Source organism: Enterococcus sp. HMSC061C05, assembly GCF_001814765.1.
Classification (GTDB): Bacteria; Bacillota; Bacilli; order Lactobacillales; family Enterococcaceae; genus Enterococcus_B; species Enterococcus_B lactis.
This window is the reverse complement of sequence record NZ_KV817744.1, coordinates 1-25426: the sequence shown is the minus strand read 5'-3', so window position 1 is coordinate 25426 and position 25426 is coordinate 1. Positions and strand designations below refer to the sequence as shown.

Annotated in this window: 22 protein-coding genes and 1 pseudogene; 21 read left to right on the top strand and 2 right to left on the bottom strand. The window is 37.8% G+C overall.

The genetic code is table 11. The features are described 5' to 3' along the window. Positions 1-2: 2 nt before the first annotated feature. The 7 genes from HMPREF2988_RS07170 (at position 3) to HMPREF2988_RS07140 (ending at position 7292) form a co-directional block, all read left to right on the top strand. Positions 3-884, top strand: coding sequence for a LysR family transcriptional regulator (locus HMPREF2988_RS07170; protein WP_070770303.1), 882 nt, complete (start codon positions 3-5; stop codon positions 882-884). Positions 885-1132: 248 nt separating this feature from the next. Beyond that, positions 1133-1453, top strand: a complete 321-nt coding sequence (locus tag HMPREF2988_RS07165) for an LPXTG cell wall anchor domain-containing protein (RefSeq protein WP_070770302.1) — start codon at positions 1133-1135, stop codon at positions 1451-1453. Then, positions 1450-2109, top strand: coding sequence for a WxL domain-containing protein (locus HMPREF2988_RS07160; protein WP_070770301.1), 660 nt, complete (start codon positions 1450-1452; stop codon positions 2107-2109). Before HMPREF2988_RS07165 ends, HMPREF2988_RS07160 begins: the two co-directional genes overlap by 4 nt. Before the next feature lie 41 nt (positions 2110-2150). After that, on the top strand, positions 2151-2825 hold the full coding sequence (locus tag HMPREF2988_RS07155) for a WxL domain-containing protein (protein WP_002308748.1): 675 nt from the start codon (positions 2151-2153) through the stop codon (positions 2823-2825). Between the two features lie 13 nt (positions 2826-2838). After that, positions 2839-3855, top strand: coding sequence for a WxLIP family cell surface protein (locus tag HMPREF2988_RS07150; protein WP_070770300.1), 1017 nt, complete (start codon positions 2839-2841; stop codon positions 3853-3855). Beyond that, positions 3856-5955, top strand: a complete 2100-nt coding sequence (locus tag HMPREF2988_RS07145; protein ID WP_070770299.1) for a lectin-like domain-containing protein — start codon at positions 3856-3858, stop codon at positions 5953-5955. Between the two features lie 77 nt (positions 5956-6032). Further along, positions 6033-7292 carry a GHKL domain-containing protein gene (locus tag HMPREF2988_RS07140; RefSeq protein WP_070770298.1) on the top strand — a complete coding sequence of 420 codons (1260 nt, stop codon included), beginning with the start codon at positions 6033-6035 and terminating at the stop codon, positions 7290-7292. Positions 7293-7344: 52 nt separating this feature from the next. On the opposite strand, the gene HMPREF2988_RS07135 is transcribed toward HMPREF2988_RS07140, so the two are convergent. Further along, on the bottom strand, positions 7345-8094 hold the full coding sequence (locus HMPREF2988_RS07135; protein ID WP_070770297.1) for a LytR/AlgR family response regulator transcription factor: 750 nt from the start codon (positions 8092-8094) through the stop codon (positions 7345-7347). Positions 8095-8213: 119 nt separating this feature from the next. After that, positions 8214-9359, bottom strand: coding sequence for a helix-turn-helix transcriptional regulator (locus HMPREF2988_RS07130; RefSeq protein ID WP_083314620.1), 1146 nt, complete (start codon positions 9357-9359; stop codon positions 8214-8216). Between the two features lie 206 nt (positions 9360-9565). Here HMPREF2988_RS07130 and HMPREF2988_RS07125 point away from each other — a divergent pair, with 206 nt between their 5' ends. From HMPREF2988_RS07125 to HMPREF2988_RS07060, 14 genes and pseudogenes are all read left to right on the top strand, one after another. Continuing rightward, positions 9566-11770, top strand: coding sequence for a glycoside hydrolase family 3 N-terminal domain-containing protein (locus tag HMPREF2988_RS07125; RefSeq protein WP_070770295.1), 2205 nt, complete (start codon positions 9566-9568; stop codon positions 11768-11770). Positions 11771-11785: 15 nt separating this feature from the next. Then, positions 11786-13132, top strand: coding sequence for a PTS sugar transporter subunit IIC (locus HMPREF2988_RS07120; RefSeq protein WP_002302944.1), 1347 nt, complete (start codon positions 11786-11788; stop codon positions 13130-13132). Further along, positions 13132-14046, top strand: coding sequence for an ROK family protein (locus HMPREF2988_RS07115; protein WP_083314613.1), 915 nt, complete (start codon positions 13132-13134; stop codon positions 14044-14046). Before HMPREF2988_RS07120 ends, HMPREF2988_RS07115 begins: the two co-directional genes overlap by 1 nt. Next, positions 14030-15397, top strand: coding sequence for a glycoside hydrolase family 1 protein (locus tag HMPREF2988_RS07110; protein WP_070770293.1), 1368 nt, complete (start codon positions 14030-14032; stop codon positions 15395-15397). Before HMPREF2988_RS07115 ends, HMPREF2988_RS07110 begins: the two co-directional genes overlap by 17 nt. A 4-nt stretch (positions 15398-15401) precedes the next feature. After that, on the top strand, positions 15402-16367 hold the full coding sequence (locus HMPREF2988_RS07105) for an alpha/beta hydrolase (protein WP_070770292.1): 966 nt from the start codon (positions 15402-15404) through the stop codon (positions 16365-16367). A 37-nt stretch (positions 16368-16404) separates the two neighbouring features. Further along, positions 16405-17961: a DUF5597 domain-containing protein gene (locus HMPREF2988_RS07100; protein WP_070770291.1), complete on the top strand. Its 1557-nt coding sequence runs from the start codon at positions 16405-16407 to the stop codon at positions 17959-17961. Then, complete coding sequence (locus tag HMPREF2988_RS07095; RefSeq protein ID WP_070770290.1) at positions 17930-19651, top strand: DUF4091 domain-containing protein; 1722 nt, start codon at positions 17930-17932, stop codon at positions 19649-19651. The genes HMPREF2988_RS07100 and HMPREF2988_RS07095 overlap by 32 nt, the downstream gene beginning before the upstream one ends. A gap of 312 nt (positions 19652-19963) precedes the next feature. Continuing rightward, positions 19964-21001, top strand: a complete 1038-nt coding sequence (locus HMPREF2988_RS07090) for a phosphate/phosphite/phosphonate ABC transporter substrate-binding protein (protein WP_083314612.1) — start codon at positions 19964-19966, stop codon at positions 20999-21001. A gap of 24 nt (positions 21002-21025) precedes the next feature. After that, the gene (gene phnC, locus HMPREF2988_RS07085) at positions 21026-21778 is read left to right on the top strand and encodes a phosphonate ABC transporter ATP-binding protein (protein WP_010732263.1); all 753 of its coding nucleotides are present in this window, start codon (positions 21026-21028) and stop codon (positions 21776-21778) included. Positions 21779-21789: 11 nt separating this feature from the next. After that, positions 21790-22587 (top strand): phosphate/phosphonate ABC transporter permease, encoded by a 798-nt coding sequence (locus tag HMPREF2988_RS07080; protein ID WP_070770289.1) that lies wholly within the window; start codon positions 21790-21792, stop codon positions 22585-22587. Next, entirely contained in the window at positions 22587-23474 is an 888-nt protein-coding gene (locus HMPREF2988_RS07075) for a PhnE/PtxC family ABC transporter permease (RefSeq protein WP_083314611.1), read from the top strand. The genes HMPREF2988_RS07080 and HMPREF2988_RS07075 overlap by 1 nt, the downstream gene beginning before the upstream one ends. Positions 23475-23500: 26 nt before the next feature. After that, positions 23501-24316 carry a PHP domain-containing protein gene (locus HMPREF2988_RS07070; protein WP_002308779.1) on the top strand — a complete coding sequence of 272 codons (816 nt, stop codon included), beginning with the start codon at positions 23501-23503 and terminating at the stop codon, positions 24314-24316. Between the two features lie 93 nt (positions 24317-24409). Then, positions 24410-24904 carry a GNAT family N-acetyltransferase gene (locus tag HMPREF2988_RS07065; protein WP_070770288.1) on the top strand — a complete coding sequence of 165 codons (495 nt, stop codon included), beginning with the start codon at positions 24410-24412 and terminating at the stop codon, positions 24902-24904. 359 nt (positions 24905-25263) lie between these two features. Beyond that, positions 25264-25426 (top strand): annotated as a pseudogene (locus HMPREF2988_RS07060) (polysaccharide deacetylase family protein); the annotation flags it as partial.

Genomic DNA, 25426 nt, shown 5'->3' with positions numbered 1-25426 from the left:
CTATGGAGTTACGCTTACTAAAATATTTTTGGACAATTGCAGAAGAAGGAACAATCTCTCAAGCCGCAGAAGTTCTACATCTTACACAACCAACCTTAAGCCGACAACTGAAGGAGTTAGAAGAGGAACTAGGAACAGAACTGTTTGTGCGTGAAAACCGCAAAATGATCTTGACAGGAGCAGGTTATTTTCTAAAAAGCCGGGCAGAAGAAATTTTAGATTTAACAAATCAAACCACTCAAGAATTCGAGAACAGAAAAAAACAATTATTCAGCGGACGATTTACGATTGGCTGTGTGGAAGCTGATAATTCGAATACATTGGCACTATTACTAGAAAAGCTGATCCGTGATTATCCCAACGTTCAATTTCATATCCACAGTGGAACAAGTGATGATATCACGGAGCGACTAGAAAAAGGCCTGTTAGATTTAGCGATTTTGCTAGATCCAGTAGATACAGAGAAATACGAAACGATTTTGTTACCAAGAAAGGAAAAATGGGGATTGCTCATTTCAGAAAATTCTGTTTTAGCAAAAAAAGATGCGATAACAAAAGAAGACTTTGCGAATGTACCTCTTTTGATCTCAAAGCGTCCAGAAATACAGCGAATGTTTGCTGACTGGTTAGGCATAAAAAAGGAGCAGTTGCTGATCACAGGAACGTACAATTTGATTTTCAATGTATTTGCGCTAATTGAGAATCAGGTAGGCGCTGCTTTAGTCATAGAAGGTGCTGTAAGTCATCATTCAAAGCGAGTGACATTCGTTCCGCTTGACCCAATGATTGAAACGAACTGTATGCTAGTCTGGAAAAAGAATCGGATTTTATCCCCTGTAGTCAATGAATTGATTCACCGTTTCAAAGAAGCTTTTGAACAGTAATAAGTATCTCTAATCGAAGAAATTTCAATACAAAAGCGAGACGTATGACAGTCTTGCTTTTGTATTTTTTCATTTTTAAATCAAAAAAAATAAAGAGATTTACATAACTTGTTAAATAAGCGCTTACAAACATAAGAAGAACGGAAATGAATCAGCTATAATAACCGTTGTTCTGGATTGTAATCATTACAAAGAAATGAAGATTATAACTTTGGAGGTGTTCGAAAAGAAAAATGGGAGGAGCTTTCATGAAAAGAGTTAGAAAATGTTTGACATTGGTTTTTGTGTTGAGCTGCTTGATACAACTTTCTGCTTTCAACCAAGTAGTGTTTGCTGCAAGTGAAAAAAGTAGTGTAGGTATCACTTTTGAAGGAAGTGTTCCGCAAAGCTCAACCGATCCATCCGTACCATCCTCGCAAGATGCCGAACAATCGGCAAATCAATCCAGACAAAAGAAATACCCAAAAACCAACGAGATTCAGCAATCATTTATTACTTGGGGTGGAATATTTCTTTTAGTAATCAGTTTGTTATTAATATTTTGGAAAAGAAAGAGGAATAGAGAATGAAAAAAACAATTTTAGCTACAGCATTAATTAGTACAACACTTTTGGCAGGAACATTAGCTGTACATGCAGATGGCCTAAATGGGAAAAGTACTGCAAAGATCGGTTTGACGGCACAAGATCCAGATCATCCTGTAGGTCCAATTGATCCAATCGACCCTGATGATAATCCTCCTTCAAATGATCCAACTGGAAATACTGGGGACTTGCGTATCGATTATATGTCAAAAATCGATTTTGGAAAACAAACGATTTCAGGAAAAACCGAAACATATACTGCTGAAAAACCAGCGTTAACAACCGAAGTCCAAGTTTCAGATCTACGAGGAACTGGTGCTGGCTGGAATTTACAAGTTAGTTACGATACAGAAAAACCAGGATTTACTTCAGAAGATAAAACATTGAATGGTGCAGAACTAACATTACCAGTGGGTACACCAGAAACCGTGGAAGACAATAGTTCTGCAGCTCCTGCTACAAGCAAAGTAGTAGTGAATAATGATGCGCAAAACATCATGTCAGCAGCTGCTAATACTGGTTTAGGGACATGGGCAGATGAAATGGAACCAGGTAATGTCACTCTTAAAGTCCCATCAGGTAACTTAGTGGGTGATTACACAGCTACACTTGTCTGGACTTTGTCAGACGCACCAGCTTAATTAAACATTTATTACGTACAAATAAGGAGAGAATAACAACGATGAAAAAACAAGTATTTTACACATTAGCAGCGACAGTATTGCTATCAAGCTCATTATTAAGCACATTGAACGTACAAGCAGATGAAACAGAGCCAACCAAAGATTCTGCCACTTCTACAGCAAAGATTACATTTACAGGTGGAAATGATGATCCAGTTGATCCATTGATTCCAGATAATCCTGACGACCATGGAACAGGCGATCATGGACCATTATCAATTGACCATGTATCTGATATCACTTTCGGTACACAAGAAATCTCAGCAAGTGAGCAAGTTTATCATGCAGAAAATACAGAAGCCAATGTCCAAATCACTGATAAACGAGGGGTAGAAGGTGGCTGGATATTAACAGCAGCCGCTTCTCATTTTACAGCGGAAGATCATTCAGAATTAAAAGGTGCGGAATTATCATTCAATGGTGGGAAAATCCAAACAACTTCAGATAACACTAGCGAAAACCCAACAGCACACGATGTGGTTTTTGACAATACGGAAGCAAAACCAGTAATGACCGCCGACAGTTTGCAAGGACAAGGTTCATGGGTAGACGTCTTCCAAGGGACTAAAGGAGACAATGATAAAATACAGTTAAAAGTGCCTTCAGGTTCTGTTGAAGCAAAAGAATACACAGCAACGATCACTTGGACACTCACAGCAGGCCCAACTGCTTAGAATGGAGAGAAAAATGAACAAACTTCAATCATTGTTTGTTGCTGCTCTTAGTTTATTAAGTATTGTAGTGATGCCATTGACGACATACGCTGATTCAAATGAATCAGCGTATAGCGTCAATGCAAATATTCCCGACTTTCAAAAAAATAAAAACGTTTCTTACTTTGATTTGCAATTAGATCCAAATCAAAAAAAAGAGATTTCAATCCATTTAGCTAACTCAGCAAAAGAAAAAGCGGTTTTTAACGTAGATGTTAATAATGCTGCCACAAACAGTAACGGGGTCATTGACTACGGACAAACAGATTTGAAGAAAGATCCGTCTGCTAAATATGTATTGAATCAGCTAGTCACTCCTAAAAATCAAGAAATTGAATTACAAGCTGGTGAATCCAAAGATGTGACTTTCCAAGTTCAAATGCCAAAAGATCGATTCAAAGGAATCATTCTTGGTGGAATACACATCAGTAAAAAAGATAATGTGAGTGAAAAAGTAGACGGAACAGCAATCCGTAATAAATATGCGTACGTGATCGGTGTGAAACTGCAAAACGATACAGATGCCGTCACGCCCGATTTGAAACTGAACTCAGCAAAAGCTGGTCTGCAAAATTCCTATACGACTGTGTTTGCTAATGTGCAAAATCCAACACCTGGAATCATCAGCAAAGTTAATTTTGATGCGAAAATCACGAAAAAAGGGTCAAAAGATGTTCTTTATGAAACAAAAAAGGAGAATATGTCGATTGCCCCTAATACGAACTTTGACTTTCCAATCAGTTTAAATAAGGAGAAAATCGAAGCTGGAGATTATACGGTGACGATCGATGCCAACGAAGGCAATACAGATAAAACATGGCATCTGACAACTGATTTTACGATCCAGTCAGAAAAAGCCAAAAAGATCAACAAAGAAGCAGTGACAGAAGACAAAGGAATCCCATATCTCCCAGCTATCATCACAGTCGGAATCTTGTTATTATTGATCATCGCATTTTTAAGTTACAAATTACTTAAACAAAAAAAGTAGGTGAGAATATTGAAAAAAAAGGTGAATAAAAATATCCATCTATTTTTACAAATATTTTCGATTCTGGGTCTTGTTTCTCTCTTTCTTATTTTTGAAATACAAGAGGTTAGAGCCGAATCAGTAAATGATGTTATTTTAAATGCGCCAGATGGTACAAGTTTAGCAGATGCGTTTAATTTAGTGCCAGTTGGGAGCAATAGTCATGCTACGATTGCTAAGAATAAAAATGGAAACGATGTATGTGTTCTCACTGATGATAATAGGGATCAAAGAGCTGCGTTGTGGTCAGCCACTAACTATCAATTAGACTTGAACAAAGATTTTGATACAAAAATGAAATTGTATTTAGGAAACAAAGGAAGATACGCAGCGGATGGTATTACTTTCACGCTTCAAAACGATCCAAGAGGTAATAATGCTTTTTCAAGTTCAACAGAAGGTGGAGCTTTAGGCGTTTATTCTTCACAAGAAGCTAGAAACAGCACTGAAGCTGCACAAGAAGCACTACAAAACAGTTTTTCTATTGAATTTGATACGCATCAAAATGAAGGTAAAGGTAATGCATATGACGAAAATAGCCACAACTATAAACCTGGTCCAAATCATATTGCAGCAACTATGCCAGGAAATCCAGAGACCTATGATGTATATTCAAGTTGGCTTACACAGAAGGTAAAAGTACGTCACAATTTGCTGACAGAGCCGATCAATCTACCAAATGGCTCTCTCTCCAATGGACAATGGCATGATTTTGAAGTCCACTATGATCATATTACAGAGCAAATTACCTATGTATTTGATGGACAAAGTAGGGTTTGTAATCTTCCACGAACTGTATTTTCCAGTGACTATGTTTATTGGGGGTTCACAGGAACTACAGGTGATGATTCTAACGTTAATGCTGTAGTATTTTCAGAACTGCCTAAAGCTGTTAACGTAGAAACTACTACAGATGTATTGAAAAATAACACAAGTGTCATTAATAAAGATGTAAACATGGGTGACACTTTGACTTATTCTTTAAAAGCAACTTATTTAGGCGGAATTCAAAATTGGACAGATGTAGTGGGAGAAGAATTTCTTAATCCATATGTGGAATATGTCCCTCATACATTAGCAGTTAAGTACCCAGAAACAGGTACGATAACGAAGGAAGAACCACAGATTACACCAGAAAATCATCTAATCGTTCCTGAATTGACCAATGATTTAGGAGACGTGCATGAAAATAAATGGACAAGTGTAGAAATAACGTTTGACGTAAAAGTAAAAAATATTGATTCTAATCAAAAAATAATTAAAGCAGAAGATTATACAGAATTTATTGGGGATAATTATACAGTACGACCGTATGAAACTTCTTACCAAATTTTAAATGATGAAGCTTTAAGACCACAAATCAAACTTTCTGATTCTTTGGCAAATGCCTCCGTCAGTGTGTTTCCGACAGATCAGTCATTGACGATCGATGGGGAATGGAAAGATAAAGACAGCAATGCTGTTTCTTTATTTTATAAGCTGAATGGGCAAGAAAGAGTCTTGCAAGACAATGTCAGCAATACAGCAAAAGACTCATGGCTTCCTTTCTCACAAGAGATTTCTCTCGCTGATCTTAACACTGGTGATAATCAAGTAGAAGTTTATGCCAAAGATGCAGAAGGTCAGCTATCTAATCATGAAAGTTTTAAAATCATATTGAAACAAGGAAACGTCAGCTTTAAATCGATCGATCCGGAGATCCAATTCAATAAGATGGTTATTTCCGGTACCACTGTTTATTCTTCACCACAAGCAACTGTTGGGGTAGTTGTAGAAGATACGACAGGAATTCCGAAAGATTGGCAGCTTAAAGTCAAACAGACCACATCTTTTTCTGACGGAACAAGAGATTTGCCTGCGCAATTGACCTATCTGAATGGGGAAGAAAAGCTGTCAATCAATGATAGCTCAGCAGTGGGCTTGCCAGTCGTTCAAAACAATGCTACGGATTATTCTCTGCAACAAGATGCGAACCATCAATTCCAGTTAGCTGTTTCACCAGGCGCTTATACTGGTGAATATCAGTCACAGTTGGAATGGACGATCGAAAGAGCACCATAAAAAAATAAGAAGGGGAAACGTGGCTGTTTTTCCTTCTTGTTTTTGTTATGATAGGGGCGAAAGGGTGGAGTTAGTTGATGGAGTCAATCATGTTTGTTCTCATTGCTTATCTAAATTTGTTTATTTGGATGAGTCTGTTGTTTAAAGGGGCGTCAAAATGGCGATTCCTCTTGTTTTATTTGGGGCTAATGATAGCTAATATGTTTTTTGTTCCATACACATTCGTTTTCTTTGCAATCGCTTATGCTGCAATGTGTTGGTTTTTATATCTTTTGGTAGAAAATATTTTTTTATCGATCCTGTTACAAAATTTTTTATTGAATGTGGTAGGTATTTCCTTTTTCTTAGCAATCGATATTCCAAGGTATTTGGGATTTTATACTAGCTATTTGAATCTTTCAGTAGAATTAGTACTAGCAACTAGTTTATTTTTGCTGATCAGAAAAGCAGATCAAAAGTATGATATATTCGATTATTTTAGTGGCTATACGAAAAAACTGAAAGGCTTGACGATTTTATCTGTTGTGATTTATGTGCTGATTTACATCTTTCATTTAGGTATTAGTTTTTACTCGTTGGATTATATCCTTACTTCGATCATCACGCTTTTATATAGTATTTTTTATACTGCTTTTTTTATTGTCTTTATTATATATAAGAAAAAGTTCCAAGTGATCGAACTTTATTTGAAAGACAATCAGGAGACAAAAGAATACTACGAGAAATTAGATGATTTCCGTCATGATTATTTGAATTATATTTCTGCGTTGGAATACAGCTTGATGAATGACAGTCAGGAGAATTCTATCAAACTATTGACCCATTTAAAGGATTATTCTTTAGAAGCGATCGATGATGCGAGACACAATCCCTTGAAGCGAATCAGTGATCCGGCAGTACGCGGGCTTTTTTATCATTTTATGGAAAGAGCCAATCAGTCTGGCATTTCTTATGATATCCAAGTTCTGAATATCATCAATAATATCAAGGCAGATTATATCGATGTTCTTCGTCTGTTATCTATTGCACTGAATAATGCCATTGAGCATTGTGATGAAACAAGAAAAGAAGAGCCAATCAGTATTACGATCAATCAAACAAAGGAGCGGTTTTATTTCAAAATCGAGAATCCTGCTGATATGTCCTCAACAAGCTTAGCTAAATTGATGAAAAGAGGAAGCTCAACGAAAAAAAATGGGGGACTCGGTCTTTATAACTTTTCGAAAATCACGGATAAATATCTAAATGCCAACTATGGAATCAAATATTTAAAGCGTACGAAAATGTTTGTCTTGGAATTGACGATTTATGAGAAGTCAATCAGTAAAACTGTATGAATAGCTAACAAAGTGGAATAAGGAAGTTAAAAACGGGCAGGACAGACATGTCCTACCCGTTTGTTTGTTTTAGTTGGTCAATATGGCGTAACAATTTTTTTACACTAGAAGAACTTAAAAGAAGTGTATCTTTATTTTTGAAATGGACTTCCATCATTTGTTTATCTACTTCTTTGATATTGAATGGGTTGATAGAAAAACTTTTCAGATCATTAAAGAAATGATAGTCTTGGAATTTTTGTTTGATATTTTTCATTTTATCATGAATAACGAAGTTCTCATTTGTTCCATAAAATTCCAAGGTGGAACGAGAACCATTGATCGTTGAGATATAATTGACTTCATCTGGCGCAATCAAAAAGACCTTTGTGGCGCCTTGCAGTTCAATGATAGAGGAAGATTGTTTTTGAGCTTCCAATTTTTCTAAAAGTAGCTGTTTCAATGATTGTGCAACTTCTTCTAAGTTTGATTTATCAAGATAGCGATCTGGGCGAATCTGCTGATTAATGATTTCTAATCCGCGTGTATTATCGTTTGATAGAAAAATAATCGAGCATTCTGGATTCTTGTTCCGTATTTTTTTAGCAAAATCAATGCCACTATGCAATGTCTTTAAATCAATGTCGATAATAAACAAATCAGAAGAAGAAAAGACCAGTGTATCTAAACGCTTATAAATCGTTTCCAACTCGCTGCTCGGGTATATTTGAAGAGAGAGGGCACTCAACTCTTTATGTTTTAGTAATTCTTTCTTCAATAATTCCTGATGAAACAAGTTATCTTCAATGTAGTAGATTTTCATGGTTCGATTCCCCTAAGACAGATTTCATTACGATTAGTATAACAGATTTTTTCTATAAATTTCATCATATAAATGATATTTGTTTTTTTATTAATCAGAAAATATGCACTTTTATCGTTTTAATGGACGGAATAAGCATAATGTTGATCGCGGTATTCTCTTGGCGTAAGGGAAGTTGTTTTTTTAAAGACCTGAATAAAATGGCTTTGACTTGCAAATGAAAGCAATACGCTGATTTCTTTATAGCTCTTGTCCGTAAAAAGCAACAAATGTTTACTTTCGTTGATCTTCCGTTCTTGGATATAGGAATGGATCGTTTGGCCCATTTCTTTTTTGAATAAAGCAGAAAGATGTGTTTTGTGCTTGTCAAATGTCTCAGCTAGCTCGTCAAGCGTTACACGGTCGTAAATATGGCTGTCTATATAATTGATTAGTTGCTTGACTAGCATGGATTTATCGGCTAGAGGTTGCTGATGGATCAGTTCCATGAAACGATAAGTCGCCTCTTTCATATAAGTGTGCCATTCATTAGAAGAATGGATACGGAACAAGCCTTGGATCAAGGCATCTGATAAACTAAAGGCCTGATTGATTGGGACTCCTTCATCGATACTGATACGTGTCAGTATGGCAACAAAAGCAGAAAATTTCAGCTTCAAACCTTCTAATTCATTTTCGGATAACTCGACATGATACGTTTCTTGCATCTTTTTGAATAACCAATCGATCTTTTCTGGCTGATTCCGTTTGATGTATTCTGTGTATCGAAGCTCGAATTGGTAAGAATCAAAAGTGGCTTCTTGCATCCGCCGGTCGTATAGACTGTCCTCCAACCGTTGATCTGTGGTAGAGCGCTGCTTGATTTCTTTTTGGTAAATCCAGTGCAATTCCTCTTTTTTCAATAATTTGTGTGTTAGAAAAGCATAGGCAAGCTGAACGAATTCTTCAAATGCTGCAGTTGTTTCTTTCGTATAGTGAATACCGTAGTGATAGACATGACCTTTGAATAGAAATGTATCGGGAGATTCTCCAATCATGCCGCAAGGACCGATCAATAAGGAATAGGAATTGCTGTCTGTCATAAAATCAAGCTTAGCAAACATAAAAGGAAAGTGATTAAATAAACATACGGGCTGATGTTCTTTTGGTGAAATGAATGTCTCCATGATAGGATGTATATCCCATGAAATCTCCGGATGGCAAACTTTGCCGTTTGAATCAAATAAAACCATGGGAATCAGATATTTTTTGTATAACAAATCCATTATTTTAGAAATCGCTGTCTGTTTCAATTATTTTCCTCCTGTCTATCCTTTTTCTTCCATTGTAACGCAAAAATAACATATTGAATATTAAATTTTTCAGGTATTTTCCTTCTATTTTTATATAAAGTCTTCTTTTGTTGTATAACAAAGAAAATTTTATCGTTATAATTAAAAATGTAAAAACGGTTACAAAAAAGGAGAAACTAATGGATGAAAAACAATTAAAGCAACTAGCCGATTCCTTGACAATAAAAGAAAAAATCGCACAAACAGTCCAGTTGAACGGCGACTTGTTTACTGATAGTGATGTGATGAATACTGGACCAACAAAGGAGTTAGGTTTTCCTGATGATTTTGATTTAAGTCAGATTGGTTCCATTTATAATATCAATGAACCCGAAAAGCTAAAAAAAATCCAAACAAAAATAATGGAAGAAAGTAGTAAAAAAATCCCGCTCCTCTTTATGTCAGATGTTATTTATGGTTTTCGTACCATTTTTCCTATCCCGCTAGCACAAGCGGGATCGTATGATTTTGATTTGATCCAAAAAGCTGCACAAGAAACAGCAAAAGAAAGTTACTTAAGCGGACTACATGTTCTATTTTCACCTATGCTTGATTTAGTAAGAGATCCTCGTTGGGGACGGGTGATGGAGTCTCCAGGAGAGGATGTATATACTGCAAAAGAGTTTGCTAAACACGCTGTCCAAGGATACCAAGGAGACAATCTCCAATTGATTGACAAATACCGTGTTGGTGCATGTATCAAGCATTTTGCAGGATATGGGGCCCCAGAAGCTGGAAGGGAATACAATACCGTCGATATGTCCAACCAACGTCTCTTCAATGAATACCTTGCTCCTTATCAAGCGGCAGTTGAAGCCAATTGTTTACTAGTCATGACCGCATTCAATGTGTTGAATGGCGTGCCTTCTACCGGTAATCGCTGGCTGAATCGGGAGATTCTTCGAAAGAGGTTCGGCTTTAACGGTGTACTGGTCTCTGATTATGCGGCCATTGAAGAGTTGCAAGTACATGGCTACACGAAAGATCAAGCAGACTCAGCTAAAAAGGCGTTAGAAGCCGGTGTGGACTTCGATATGATGACTTCTGTCTATGCCAATTCTTTAGAAAAATTAGCAGAAGAAAACAAAGAAATCTTACAATTGTTGGATGAGGCAGTGTGGCGAATCTTAGTCTTGAAGAACAAACTTGGATTATTCGAAGATCCGTATCGAGGACTCGAAGAAGAGAACACAGGAGAAATCTTGACGGAAGAATCGAAAGAAGTAGCAGTCAAGCTAGTCGAAAAGAGTTGTGTCCTCTTGAAGAATGACGACACACTACCATTAAAAAAACATCAGAAAATCGCAATTATCGGACCTTACGGCAAAAGTCGCCTGACAATTGGATTCTGGGCATCTGTAAGTGGTAAACCACAAGATAGTATCCCGCTCAAAGATGGACTAGAACAGCATTTTTCAAAAGAACAGCTGCTATTTGCAAAAGGATTCAACCTGTTTGATTCCTATGAACCATTTGGACCGTTAAAAGCCGGAATTGAACAACTGAATGGAACGATTGAGGACGAGGAAACGTTAATCCAAGAAGCATTGGAAACTGCTGAAAAATCTGACGTGATTTTGCTGACGATTGGTGAACAATTTTTAGAAAGTGGAGAAGGAGCTTCTAAAACCAACCTTCGATTACCTGAAAAGCAAAAACGTTTGATCAAAGCGTTAGCAGCATTGGATAAACCAATCGTAGGGATTTTATATACCGGACGTCCGCTGGTCCTAACAGAGATCGAACCTTATTTTTCTAGTTTGCTGCTCGTTTGGTATCCTGGAACGATGGGAGGCATCGGTATTGCCAATCTTCTTGCAGGGGAAGCAGTGCCAAGTGCTCGACTTAGTATGACGTTCCCACGGAGTGAGGGGCAGGTCCCAATCTATTATGCACATGCTTCAACTGGCCGACCTTTAGAAACAAGTACGCATTCGACCCGTTTTGTGTCTAAGTATATTGATGAATCCAATGAGCCGCTGTTTGCTTTTGGTGCCGGGAAAACATATGGAAAAGTCGAAGCAAACTGGCAGGAAATACAGGATCAAGAAGATAAGCTGCAATTTGTTTATGAAGCAGTTAATCATTCAGCAACACCAATAGAAACAGTTATCCATATTTATGTAAAAGACAAGACAGCCTCTATTGTGCAACCAGTCAAACGGTTGATTGCGAGTCAAGTCGTTTCCATACACGCAGATGAGAAAAAATTGATTAACTATACAGTATCAAAAGAAGCACTTATGTTTTATAACAATCAAGGGGAAAAAATTTGGGAGTCTGGCGAATTTACTTTTTCTCTCTCGACAGTAGATTCAGAAGATGACCGTACAATTCAATTATAAAAAAGGAGAAGAAAGATGGAAAAATTAGAACAGTTTTTAAGCAGCAGACTATTGCCGATGTCGGAGAAATTACAAAAGAACAAAGTGTTAGCCGCATTGATGGAAGGATTTATCCGAACAAGCCCAATTACATTAGGGATTGCCTTCATTACGATTATTGGAAATTTCCCATTTCCTGGCTGGATCGATTTTTTGAAAAATGTGGGGATTTTTCCTCATGTGGAAGCAATCACTAATGGCGCTACAGGTGTTTTCTCGTTGTATGTCGTATACAGTTTAGCTTTCTCTTATGCAAAACAATTAGGGACCAATGAACGGAATGCATCCATCATCTCTTTGGCAAGTTTCATTATGCTGATGCCGCAATCCGTCATGACGACTGTTACACAAGACGGCAAAGCAGTCGAACAAGCAGTCGGTGCGTTGCGATTGGATTATCTGGGTGGTCAAGGATTGTTTATCGGTATGCTTGTCGCTTTGCTCATTACCCGTTTCTATGCCTTCTTAGCTAAGAAAAATATTATGATCAAATTACCGGAAAGTGTGCCGCCGATGGTCACACAATCTTTGTCACCAGTATTTGTCGTTACAATCATTTTTGTTGTTGTATTTGCTTTGCGAGTATTGTTTGGTTTGACACAATCAGGAACGATTTTCCAATTCTTTATTGATGTAATCAATGCCCCATTGAACTCTTTAGTAGCGAGTCCGTTATCGATCATCATTATCATGGAATTATTAGCTGTTTTATGGTTCTTCGGTATCCACAATGCTGTTTTGCAAGGACCTTTAGGCGCAATCAGTATGACGATGGTCGTTGGGAACATTGCTGCCTTCCAAGAAGGAAAAGCATTACCCTATTTAGTTCCGTCTGTTATCTACATGGGGATGTACGCAGCTGGCTTCATGGGATTCGTGACATTTTTCATGATTAAAAGCAAGTCAGCCAAAATGCGACAGTTAGGTAAATTATCTTTTGTTCCATCCTTATTCAATGTGACAGAACCATTGATGTTTGGGATGCCGATCATCTTGAATCCGATTTTCTTTATTCCACAAATCTTTACACAATTGATTGCAGGATTCGTTACATGGGGATTAACCACTACCATATTGCCGATTTCTTTGAATCCGACGATGTCACTATTACCTTGGACAACTCCTACTTTTGTGAAGATGCCTTTATCAGGCGGACTGAACTACACGATCCTGATGGTTATTTGTATGGCAATCGGTGTGGTGATGTGGTACCCATTCATTAAGATCGCAGATAAGAAAGAACTAGAGTTAGAAGCGGCGTTGGAAAAAGAAGAAGCAGAAACGAAAGCAGAAAAAATCATCAATGCAGAAGTCGAAGCATAATGAAGGGGAAAAGCATGTGGACCTTAAGTATCGATATTGGTGGAACGTATATCAAGTCAGCTTTAATAATGGATACGCAAATAAGAGAAAAAAGACAAATAGAGACACCAAAAACTGATAAGGACAATTTTATCCTTGTCCTTGTCGAATTGATCCGTTCTTATCAGCAGCTCGAACCCATTGAATTTGTCGGATTTTCTGTTCCTGGTGCGGTGAAAGAAGCGTCAACCGTCTTTTTTGGTGGAGCAGTCGCATACCTGAATGAAGTCAATTTAAAGCAAGAAATAGAAAAACAGCTGCCCGTTCGTGTGTTTGTAGAAAATGATGCGAAAGCTGCTGTATTGGGAGAAGCAAGTTTCGGTCATTTAAAAGGGATTGAAAATGGTGCAGGGATCATTCTAGGAACAGGCGTCGGCGTTGGACTTTTGCTGGATGGGCAGGTGAGAAAAGGGCCGCATTGTCAAACTGGAGAAGTTAGTTTCTTGATACAAGATCGTGGGATAAATGGAGCTGAATCATTTGCAGGGATCAATTTGTCAGCTGTTCGATTAGTAGAAGAACTGGCAAAATTATTTCAGTGTGAACCAGAAGGACCTCTTGTATTTGATTATCTATATCAAAAAGAAGATGAACAAGCACAAACTTTATATCGCACATACTGCAATCAAGTAGCGATTCTCTGTTTCAATATCCAATGTTTGTTGGATTTGGACAAAATGATTATTGGCGGCGGAATCAGCAAACAAAAAAGGCTGATCAGTGATATCCAGAAAAATTATGAAGCCATCTTTTCTGTGTCGCCGATGATCGAACAAACGATTACGAAAATGACGATAGAAGCTGCCGCCTTTGAGTCTGAAGCAAATCTGATCGGTGCAGCGAAAGGAGTACGATTGAATGAGATTTCCAACTGATTTTTTATGGGGAGCTTCCACTAGTGCGTATCAGACAGAGGGAGCTTGGGATACAGACGGTAAAGCGCCGTCTGTTCAAGATATGAAAGAAATACCTGACGGAACAAGTGATTTCAAAGTGGCGGTAGATCATTACCATCGCTTTGAGGAAGATGTTCGTTTATTTAAAGAGCTAGGGTTAAAAGCTTATCGGTTCTCGATTTCTTGGAGTAGAGTCATGTCCAATGGAAAGGTTAATCCAAAAGGGCTGGAGTTTTATAAGAAACTCATTGCATTATTGAAGGAAAATGAGATCGAGCCGATCGTGACGGTGTTCCATTTTGATTTGCCTTATGAGATCCATGAAAATGGAGGCTGGGAAAATAGGGCGACGATCCAAGCTTTCGCTGATTACTGCCAACTGCTTTTTGACACATTCGGTCAAGAAGTAAACTATTGGCAAACAATCAATGAACAAAATGTCATGGCTTTAGCTGGATCGATCATTGGTACAAGTAATAAATCAATGAAAGAAAAGTTTCAAGAAAACCATCATATGCTCGTTGCTCAAGCACTGGTCACGAAAAATTATCATGATGGGAATTATCCAGGAAAGATCGGACCCGCGCCGAACATTGCCAGTGTATATGCTGCTTCTGATAAACCAGAAGACCAGTTGGCTGCAATGAATATGAGCGCTTTAAGAAATTGGTTGTTTTTAGATGCTGCGGTTTATGGTGTCTATAACCATAATGCCTGGAATATTTTGTCAAAAATCAATGCCTGTCCTGAAGTAACAGAAGAAGACAAAAAAATCATGTTAGAAGGTACATGCGATTATATCGCTTTTAATTATTACAATACCATGACTGTGTCAGCCTATTATCAAAAAGAAAACAAGATCGATCAGCAATCTGGCTTTGGGATCCCCGGCTTCTTTCAAGCGACAACGAATCCACATTTGCCAATGACTGAATTCGGCTGGCCAATCGATCCAGAAGGGTTCCGTTATACGTTAAATGAGATCTATTCAAGATATCGTCTGCCGTTATTGATAACCGAAAACGGAATAGGAGCAAAAGATGAATTAACAGAAGATGGAAAAATCCATGACAAGTATCGTATCGACTATTTGAAACAGCATATCCAGCAAATGTATCTAGCAATGGAAGATGGTGTAGAGGTGATTGGTTATTGTCCGTGGAGCGCGATCGATTTGATCAGCACCCATGAAGGAATCGAAAAAAGATACGGTTTTATTTATGTTGATCGAACAGACGATTCTTTGAAGACGCTGGATCGTTATAAAAAGGATAGCTTTTATTGGTACCAAAAATTGATTGCTGAAAATGGATTAAACGAAGAGGAGTAAGCCTATGCAGATCGATACGATGACTATTGACAACGAAGCCAATACGACTCTAACGGTTTATCTTCATGAAGAAAAGCCCGAATTTCACCGTATTGACAAACGTCCGTTCATACTAGTGATTCCAGGAGGAGGGTATGGATTTTGCAGTGAAAGAGAAGCAGAGCCGATTGCATTGAAATTTGCTGCTGAAGGTTATCATGCGGGTGTGCTGCGCTATCACGTTGGAGAACACCGTGATTTCCACAAAGCACTGGCGGATGCAGAAAAAAGCATGGATCTGATTGCCTTACTAGCTGAAAAAGCAAAAATCGATCAAACCAAAATTGCAGTGATCGGTTTTTCTGCCGGTGGGCATTTAGCAGCCGCTTTGTCTACTTTGTCCGATCGAAAACCAAGTGCTTGTATCCTTGCTTATCCGGCCATTTTAAGCTCCTTTGCAGAAGCGATGAAGATCCAGGCTCCTTCTTTGGAAATGTGTGTGACACCGCAAACGCCACCTACTTTTTTGTTTTCTACATTCGAAGATAATGTGGTGCCTATCGAGAATTCTCTTTTGTATTTGAGAGCGTTAGAAGAAAATGATGTACCTTTTGAAACACATATTTTTCAAAAAGGAAAGCACGGATTATCATTAGGAAATAAGTGGAGTGGAAATAGTGAAGAGATGGTGGACCCTCGTTTTTCCAAGTGGTTTGAGCTTTGTATCGAGTGGCTGGAAATCATTTGGGTACAAGCAGCTGCAGAAACTACGCAAAAAATAGAAGACATTTGGCAAGTACCGATCAAAAATTTATACGCCATTGAAGCCAATCAATCGATCTTACTTGAACATCTGCCATTTTTAACCGATAGAAGTAGGTTCAAAATCATTCGAAGTTTGTCCTTCAACCAGCTGTGTGAGGTTTCGCCAGAGAAATTTCCAAAAACAAAGATCAGTCAATGGGTAAATGAATTGACTTGGTGCCGTTGAACTTTCCTATCAAAGAATCGATACTCGGAGGAAACAAATGAAATATGAAATAATCAAAAAGAACAATCGGTTCTATTTTCTCATGGATGAAAAACCCTGTCTTCTCTTAGGCGGAGAAGTGCATAATTCAGCAGCTTCTACGGTGCTTTCTATGGAAAAAAATATTTGGCCATTTGTGAACAATCTCGGATTGAACACCCTGCTTGTACCTGTTTATTGGGAAAATATCGAGACAAGTCCGGGAGTATTCAACTTTGATTTGATAGAAGCCCAGTTACAAAAAGCGGCTGAAAATAAGATCAAGTTGGTTTTTCTATGGTTCGGTTTATGGAAAAACGGTTTATCTACTTATGTTCCTTCATGGATCAAGACAGACACAGAAAATTATTTTAGAGTAGTCAACCAAAAGCAAGAGCAGTTAAACTGTATCTCACCATTTTGCACGAAAGCAATTGAAGCAGATTGCCGCGCATTATCTAGCCTATGTCAATTTATCAGTCAGCATCCGCTGAAAGATCAAGTATGCATGATGCAGATCCAAAACGAGGTCGGCTGTCTTGAAACGGCAAGGGATCACTCTAGAAAAGCACGGCAAATATATGGATCCACACTTCCAGAAAAAATCAGAGAATTATATCCTCTAGCAAAAAACTGGCAAGAACTTCCAGAGGAGACATTCATGGCCTACGCCTTTAGTCATGCACTGGAAAAGATGGCAGTAGAGGCAAAAAGATGGTTAGATATCCCGTTGTTCACCAATGCTTGGCTGCATAAAAAAGGAAAACGCGCGGGCGACTATCCTAGTGGTGGGCCTACAAAAAATGTATTAAACGTATGGGCAAAAAATGCACCTAGCTTAACGGCTTTTGCTCCAGACATCTATGAAGAAAATGTTCGGGAAATCATTCAAGATTATCAAATGATTGATCAACCCCTTTTCATACCAGAAACAAGAAAAGATCTAAGCTATCTATCCAATTGTTTCTATGCATTTGGGCAAGGAGCACTTTTGTATTCTCCTTTTGGAATCGAAGATCTTCGAAAAAGTACGGAAGCTATAATAGACGAGGATCAGGCTTTCTTGAAACAGTTAGGATTAGACCAAGCGGCTTTTGACCCGACAGGAAGTTTGCCTTATTTTACTAAGTGTTATCAAATAATCAAAGAACTAACCCCATTTTTAACGGATGAAACACTCAAGATCCATTCTTTTAAAAAGGAAAAGGACACGACGTATCAGTATCAAGATGAAAATTACCGATTTTTGATCAAATATTTAAGTAAAGACAAGAAAGAGCAGCTGAACACTGCCGGTCTCTTTTTTCAATTAGAAAATGATTATTTTTTTGCTGGGTGCAACTTTGCGCTATTCCACGAAGCAGTAGATGAAGAGCGGCGTTCAGAAATTTTGAATTTTGAAGAAGGATACTTTGAAGGCAAAAAATGGATCACAGAGCGTGTTTTGAATGGGGATGAGCGCTATACGCCGTATATCGGTAATATGCCTAAAATCATCAAATTCTCTTTATATACCTATCCGAAAAAAGAACAGGAGGTTGTCCATGAATATCTTGCTGACGAACGAAACCTTTAAACCATCTACAAGTATGCTTGCCCAAGAACCGGAACCACTCGAAAATCTATCTGTTTATCGAAATAGTACAGCCGCATTTCAGTTATTGCTACATGATGGGAAGAAAAATCATTATAGCTTAGACGATCAATTTACGATCCCGGATGCGATTGAAATACCTATATACCGGATAGAAATCAACTCGGAACTGCCAATCAAATCGAATTTTATTGAATATTATTGCGGAAAAGACGATATTTTCTATGGGGATAAACTGTTGGAAGAAAACGCACATACTTATTCTGGTGATCGTTTTGCTCCTATTTATGTAGAAATCCCGGTTGATCGTCAACAAAAATCCGGTATCTATCCGATAGATATCACGATTTATCAAGCAGGGATAACGACAAAAGAAACAGTCATCGGACAGAAACGATTAGAAGTAACCGTAGAAGCCTTTACGTTCAGTGATAAAGTAACTGATTCTTTCCATTTAGACATTTGGCAGCAACCTTCTAATCTTTCTCGTACATTCCAAGTGCCTCTTTGGAGTAATCAACATTTTGAACTGATTCAGACAATGGCTTCAACCTTAGCTGAGTTAGGCCAAAAAACGATTACAGTCATTGCAGGAGAGATCCCTTGGAAAGGATGGTTCAATTATATTGTTAAAGATTTCCCAGCTAACTTGTATGAATACTCAATGGTCAAAGTCCTCAAAACAAAAGAAGGAAATATCCAGTGTGATTTTTCAATTTTGGATAAGTATTTAGCTTGTTTTTTTGAAGCAGGGATCGATAAAGAAATCGATGTGTTCGGCCTTTTAGGTGTTTGGCAGCCGCCCTTCTTTCCTTTGAATAAAGCAGTAGAACATCCAGAAAAACTTGTGATCCGTTATTATGATGAGGAAATGCAGCAAATGGCATTCATCGAAAAACAAGAAGAGCTCAGACAATATTTCCAGCAATTGTTTACCTATTTCAAGAAAAAGAACATTTGGGACAAAGTTCGTCTCATGGCAGATGAGCCAAAAGCACACGAAATCGATACGTTTAAAGAAGCTGTCAAACGTCTAAAAGAAATCGAACCAACGTTGCAGTTGAAAGTGGCATTTGACAAGGAACCAGTCTTACAAGCCTTGATTTCAGAAATCGACTATCCAGTCACATCTTTTTATTGTACTTGTCAAAACCATGGATGGCTGAAGGAACAATTTCCTGGAAAAACACAATACTACATCTGTAATTATCCAGATAAACCAAATACATTCTTACACAGTCCATTGACAGAAAGCCGGTTACAAGGCGCATTAGCTTATTATTTTAGAACGGATGGTCTGCTGAGGTGGGCATATAACTGCTGGCCGGAACATGCAAGAGAAGATATCCGTTATAATACTAGTTCACTTCCAATTGGTGACTTGTGCTTAGTCTATCCATCTGTCTCTGGCAGCCTGCTCTTGTCTCTTCGCTATAAAGAACTGTATCGTGGTGTAGAAGATTTTTATCTGCTAAAAGAAGCGGAGAAAATAAACAAAACAAAAACAGACCAGCTTCTAGCTGATTTTCTTGGAGAGGAAAAGCCAGAAAATTGGATGGAAAACAGCCATCAGTCTGTGCAAACATTATTCAATCAATCGTATCGTCAATTCGATCAGTTAAGAAAGAAATTGATCGCAATTATCACAGATACTTCTCCTTTAATCAAGTAAGAGTGAATGAAAAGCATGACCTGCATGTTGCAGGTCATGCTTTTTGTTTTTAACCGAAATAGGAAAGAATTCGTCGTAAAAATATTTCCAGCACAGTGAGTTTTGTAAATCTTTGTTTAAAGCGGTTTAGGTCTAGCCAGCCGAAAAGAGGCAAAGAACCTTGTTCCTGCTTAGATAAACTTTTTGAATAGAGAAATCACGTGTTTACATAGTTTTTACAATCTTTATTTGAATTAAGAAGGATACAAATTAGAACTTTACAAATAGAAGGTACACTAAAGATGTAGCAAATAAATAAAAGGAGCATAAGATATGTTTGAGTTGAAAAAAATAGAAAAAACAATGGTGCGTATAGTATTAATAGCAACTCTAATAGTGTTAGCAGGTTGTCGTTCATCTAATCAGACAGTAAGTGGTAATCAAAACCAATCCTCTGATACGATCAAAATTGCTTTTTACCCTAATGAATCTGCTGCAGAGTTTGAACCGGCAAGAGAAGCGGTAAAAGCGGTGGTTGAAAAAGCTACAGATAAGAAAGTCGAATTAGTGACAAGTACAGATTACAACGTGGTCGTGGAATCTATTGCAAATGGACAAGTAGACTTAGCTTATATGGGTGCAGAAGGTTATATCGAAGCAAACAAGAAAAATGAGCAAGTAGAAGCCATCTTGACCAATTCTGGGCCAAGCGGAACGCTGGAAGACGCGTTATATTACAGCTTTTTAGCGGTGAAACCAGAAAACAGCAAAGAGTATGAAGAAACAGGTGGCTATACGATTGATCCAATCAAAGACAAAACGATTTCTTTCGTCACGAATACCTCAACTTCTGGTTTTACTGTACCGAGCAACAAAATCGCTGAACATTTTGATTTAAAGAATACAGATGATCTTATCATGGATGGTCTATTCTTTGAAAAAGTGTTGTTTGGTGGGTCTCATCAAGGATCGATGATCAATTTATTAAAAGGTGACGCGGATGTAGCTGCTTTTATGAATATGCCACAATATTTTGATGTGATCCAAGGAGAAGAAAACAAGGCAGGAGTCATTTACGAAGTAAAAAAAGATGCTCAAGCTCCTTTTGACACAGTGCAAGGGGAACAAGCACAAGTCATTTTTTCCATACCGGTCTTGAATGGACCAATTGCAGCAAACAAAGAGACGTTGTCGGAAGGAGATATCGATAAGATCATCGAAGGGATGACTGCCGATAGTACGGCTGAAAACACAGCTATTTTTGCACCAAAAGATGCTGATGTCCCAGGGATGTTCACAAAAGAAGGAAATGAGCGATATGTGGAAGTCACAGATGACTTTTACGATGAAATCAAAGAAATGAATAAATAAGAAGAGATTGGAAAGGACAGCCAAATGCTATTAGAAGTAAAAAATATTACAAAAACCTATCCAAACGGAAATCAAGCATTGCAGGACATTTCATTTTCACTTGAAAAAGGAGAATTTGTTTCGATCATCGGACCTTCTGGGGCGGGGAAATCTACTATCTTGCGTACGATCAATCGATTGATCGAAGCAGATAGTGGGAGGATCCGATTTGAGGAGAGGGAAATGAATGAACTGAAAAGAAAAGAACTGCGAAAGAAAAGAAGACGTATTGGTATGATTTTCCAGCACTATAATCTTGTCAGTCGTCTTACCGTAATCGAAAATGTACTGCATGGCTGCTTGGGTTATAAAACAACGCTCGGTGGAGCTGCTGGGCTTTATCGAGAAGCAGAAAAAGAACAGGCTTTTGATCTTATAGAAAAGGTCGATCTTTCGGCATTTGCGTACACTCGATGTGACGAATTAAGTGGTGGACAAAAGCAGCGGGTCGGAATCGCCAGAGCACTCATGCAAAATCCGGCACTGATTTTATGTGATGAACCAATAGCTTCTCTTGATCCAAAATCTGCTAAAACAATCATGGATTACTTAAAAAGAATAACCAATGAATTGGCGATTACTTGCCTTGTCAACTTGCATCAAGTGGAAACAGCCATCGATTATTCCGATAGGATCATTGGAGTGAATAGTGGAAAAATCGTATTTGAAGGAAGACCGTCTGAGTTAACAAAAGAAAAAATAGAAACGATCTATCAATCTAAAAAATTATTAGTGTAAAGGATGAGAGAATGGAAAAGATAGAGGCAGAAAAATTTTTCAGACAACAAAAAAGATATCGCTTGTTTTATATTTTGCTGATTGCTTTTCTTTATTTTATTTCAGCCCATGGCGTTGGATTTCAGGCAGGAACAGCTTTTTCTGCTATACCCAAAAGTTTTACCTGGCTATTCTCCAACTTTATTCCGACAAACGATTCTCGAGCCTATTTATCGATCATCGTGTCTAGACTCATCCAGACGATACTGATGGCAGTGACTGCTACGACATCAGGTGCTGTAATTGCCTTGATAGCAGCTGTGATTGGTTCAAGAGAAATCGGGTTGAATCGTTTCACAAAAGTGATGGCTAGAGGCATGGCGAGTTTTTTCAGAAATGTCCCTATCGTCGTATGGGCAATGATTTTGTTGCTAAGTTTTAAACAAAACGAATTTACCGGCTATTTGGCGATTACTTTTACGACATTTGGTTATTTGACCCGTTCCTTCATGGAAACAATCGATGAAGTATCTGGCAGCGTCATTGAAGCGATGATGGCATCAGGAGCTTCCTATTTGCAAATCATTTGGCAAGGTGTTTTGCCGATGTGTTTGAATCAGCTCCTTAGCTGGCTCCTTTTTCTAATTGAAAATAATATTCGGGATGCTACACTAGTCGGGATACTGACAGGAACTGGTATTGGTTTTTTATTTGACTTTTATTACAAAAGATTCCAATACGATGTAGTCGGAATGGTTACGCTGACTGTCATTATCGCAGTTATCGTATTAGAGACGACTTCGAATACAGTAAGGAGGATGATCCGCTGATGATGGATTATCAGACAAATGAAACGAATGCCATACTTAATCCAACCTCTTATTCAAAAGTGGCATTCAGGAAAAGAAATCAAAGAATAAAAGTAAAACTATGGCGTCAAGAACGGATCATTGTAAAGCTTATGCTCCTATTTTTATGTTTGGTTTCTGTATATACGGTAATCACGATGGATTATGGGAATGTCAAATTAACAGAAGCAGTTTCTGCTTTTTTTTCCAATATATTCAATATTTTCTTACGTCCACAGTTATCTGGAAGATTTACGGCGTTCTCTTTAATAGAAAGCCTTGGTGTAACGATTGGCCTCTCTGTTTTAACAACGGTGATTGGTGCTTTTCTTGCCTTCTTTCTTAGTCTGTTAGCTTCCAGAAATTTAAGCAGCGGCTTTCTTTCCAATATGATAAGAGGGCTGATGTCGTTTATTCGAGCAGTTCCCACAATTTTATGGGTCATGATTTTTTCTATTTTGATTGGATTAGGAGCGAATGCTGCAGTTATCGGGATGTCTTTTCACAGCATTGCTTATTTGACAAAAGTTTATTCTGAAAGTATCGAAGAAATGGAATCTGGTATGATTGAAAGTTTGAAAGCATGTGGAGCAAGCTGGTGGCAGATTGTTTTTCAAAGTGTTCTCCCTCATTGTTTTACGACGTTGCTTTCTTGGACATTCATCCGGTTTGAAATCAATTTTACAAATGCGATCGCAGTAGGAGCTGCAGCTGGTGCAGGAGGATTAGGCTTTCAGTTGACGATGGCTAGTAACTTTTATTTTGATTTTCGAGAGATTGGTGTAATGGTCTATATGATCTTGACGATTGCTGTATTGCTAGAATTCATTTCTTTGAAATTAAAAGAAAAATATATAGTCAAAACATAAATTTTTATAGAAAGAGGAGAACGGGAATGAAGGCAGATTTACATGTGCACAGCTGCTATTCGAATGGTTTTTTTCATCCAAAAGAGCTTTTGTCTTTAGCAACAACCCAAGAAGTAAACCATTTAGCCATCGTGGATCATCATACATTCGCAGGAATAGAAGCAGTAAAAGAAGTATTCTATGATTCACCTGTTAATTTGATTGAAGGAATCGAAATTAGTGCCTTTGACTTGAAAAGACAAAAAGATGTCCGCATATTGGGCTACAATCTTTCAAATCGGAGCTATATCGAGCAGTTGTGCAGACCGTTACTCCATTTTCAAACAAATCAAACTTTATGTAAGTTAAAAAAACTGCAGGCAGAAGGCTATCGTTTGAAGGAAGAAGAACTTTGGAAGGAAGCAGAGACGGCAACTGCACTTTATCCCTGTCATTTATATCGTTTATTGAAAAAAAGAGGTTATGGTACACAAATGAATCCTCTGTTTTATCAAAAACTCATGACGACAGAAGAAGTTTCTGATGATCGGAAAAAAATAAATGTATATGATGCCATAGAAGCAATCAAATACGGCGGAGGATTGACTGTTTTAGCATGTCCAGGGAAATTTGACAACTATGATTTGATTCCTGAACTCGCTTCATTCGGGATTGATGGTTTGGAGAAATATCATCCAGCTCATCGCTTAAGAGACCTTAAAGTCCTTTCAGAGTTCATCCAAACCTATCACTTTTCTTGTTTCGGAGGTTCTGACTTTCATGGGATAAGAGGAACTGCAGGGTTCGGCAGGACCTTGATTACAGATACAAGAGAATTTCCCGACCAACTACTCTGTAATTGAAAAACAATTTTTCAGAAAAATATCAAAAGATGATTGCAGCAAGGAAGGATAGTGATATAATAACCTCAATTACGTATGAGGGGATTGTGAACAATGATCAACTTTGCTTTATCACAGATCCAAGATTTGCCTAGAATCGTAGAAATTTATAACCAAGCGATTCCTACTCGCTTATCTACAGCTGATTTAGAACCAGTAACAATAGAATCGAAACAGGCATGGTTTGATGCTCATCAAACCAAAGAACGCCCGTTGTGGGTCATAAAAATCGATCAAAATATCGTAGGATGGGTGAGCCTTAGCGATTTTTACGGGAGACCAGCTTATGCAAATACTGCAGAGATAAGTGTTTATATTGATTCAACTTATCGAAAACATGGCTTAGGACAAAAAGCATTATCCTTTGCTGAATCGCAACTGAAAGATTGTAAGATCGACACACTTTTAGCTTTTGTGTTTACTATCAATCAAGCGAGCATCAAGCTGTTCCAAAAAAATGGATTTGAACAATGGGGGCATTTACCTAAAGTTGCAAATATGGATAATCAACGGATTGATTTAACTATCTTAGGAAAATCTTATGAATAACAGCCAATGACCGCTTTTAAGTGTTTTTTTACACTTGAAAGCGGTCATTATCATAGAAGGTTTCAAGTGAAAAGTGTAAAGTGTGGATAAATTTTTTGAATTATCACAGTATTCAATCAAAATACAGTAAAAAATAGACATGTTTATCTCATATGCCATTCTTTTTTCATTTATCCTAGTATCAATGGGAAATAGCAGAAAATTCTAAAGAAATGAGAGCCCTTTATTTTAGGTTGAGTGTTATCGAATGTTGATTTTAAAATAACCAACGATAATAGAGCAATAAAGTAGCGATAAAGTAGCAAAAAATTTTTTTTTTGAGAAATTCTGCGAAAATAAGGGTTAAAGGAAGAATGGGTATGTCAAAACGGTCTTTTTTAGTTATTGGAATTATTGCTTTGCTAGGTATTTTATTTTTCGAAGTCACTTCGGTCGCATCCTTGATCACCGAAGAGAAAGGACAAGTAACTTCTTCGGAGCGTTCGTCACAAGCTTTCAAACAATCAGAACAATCAACGAATA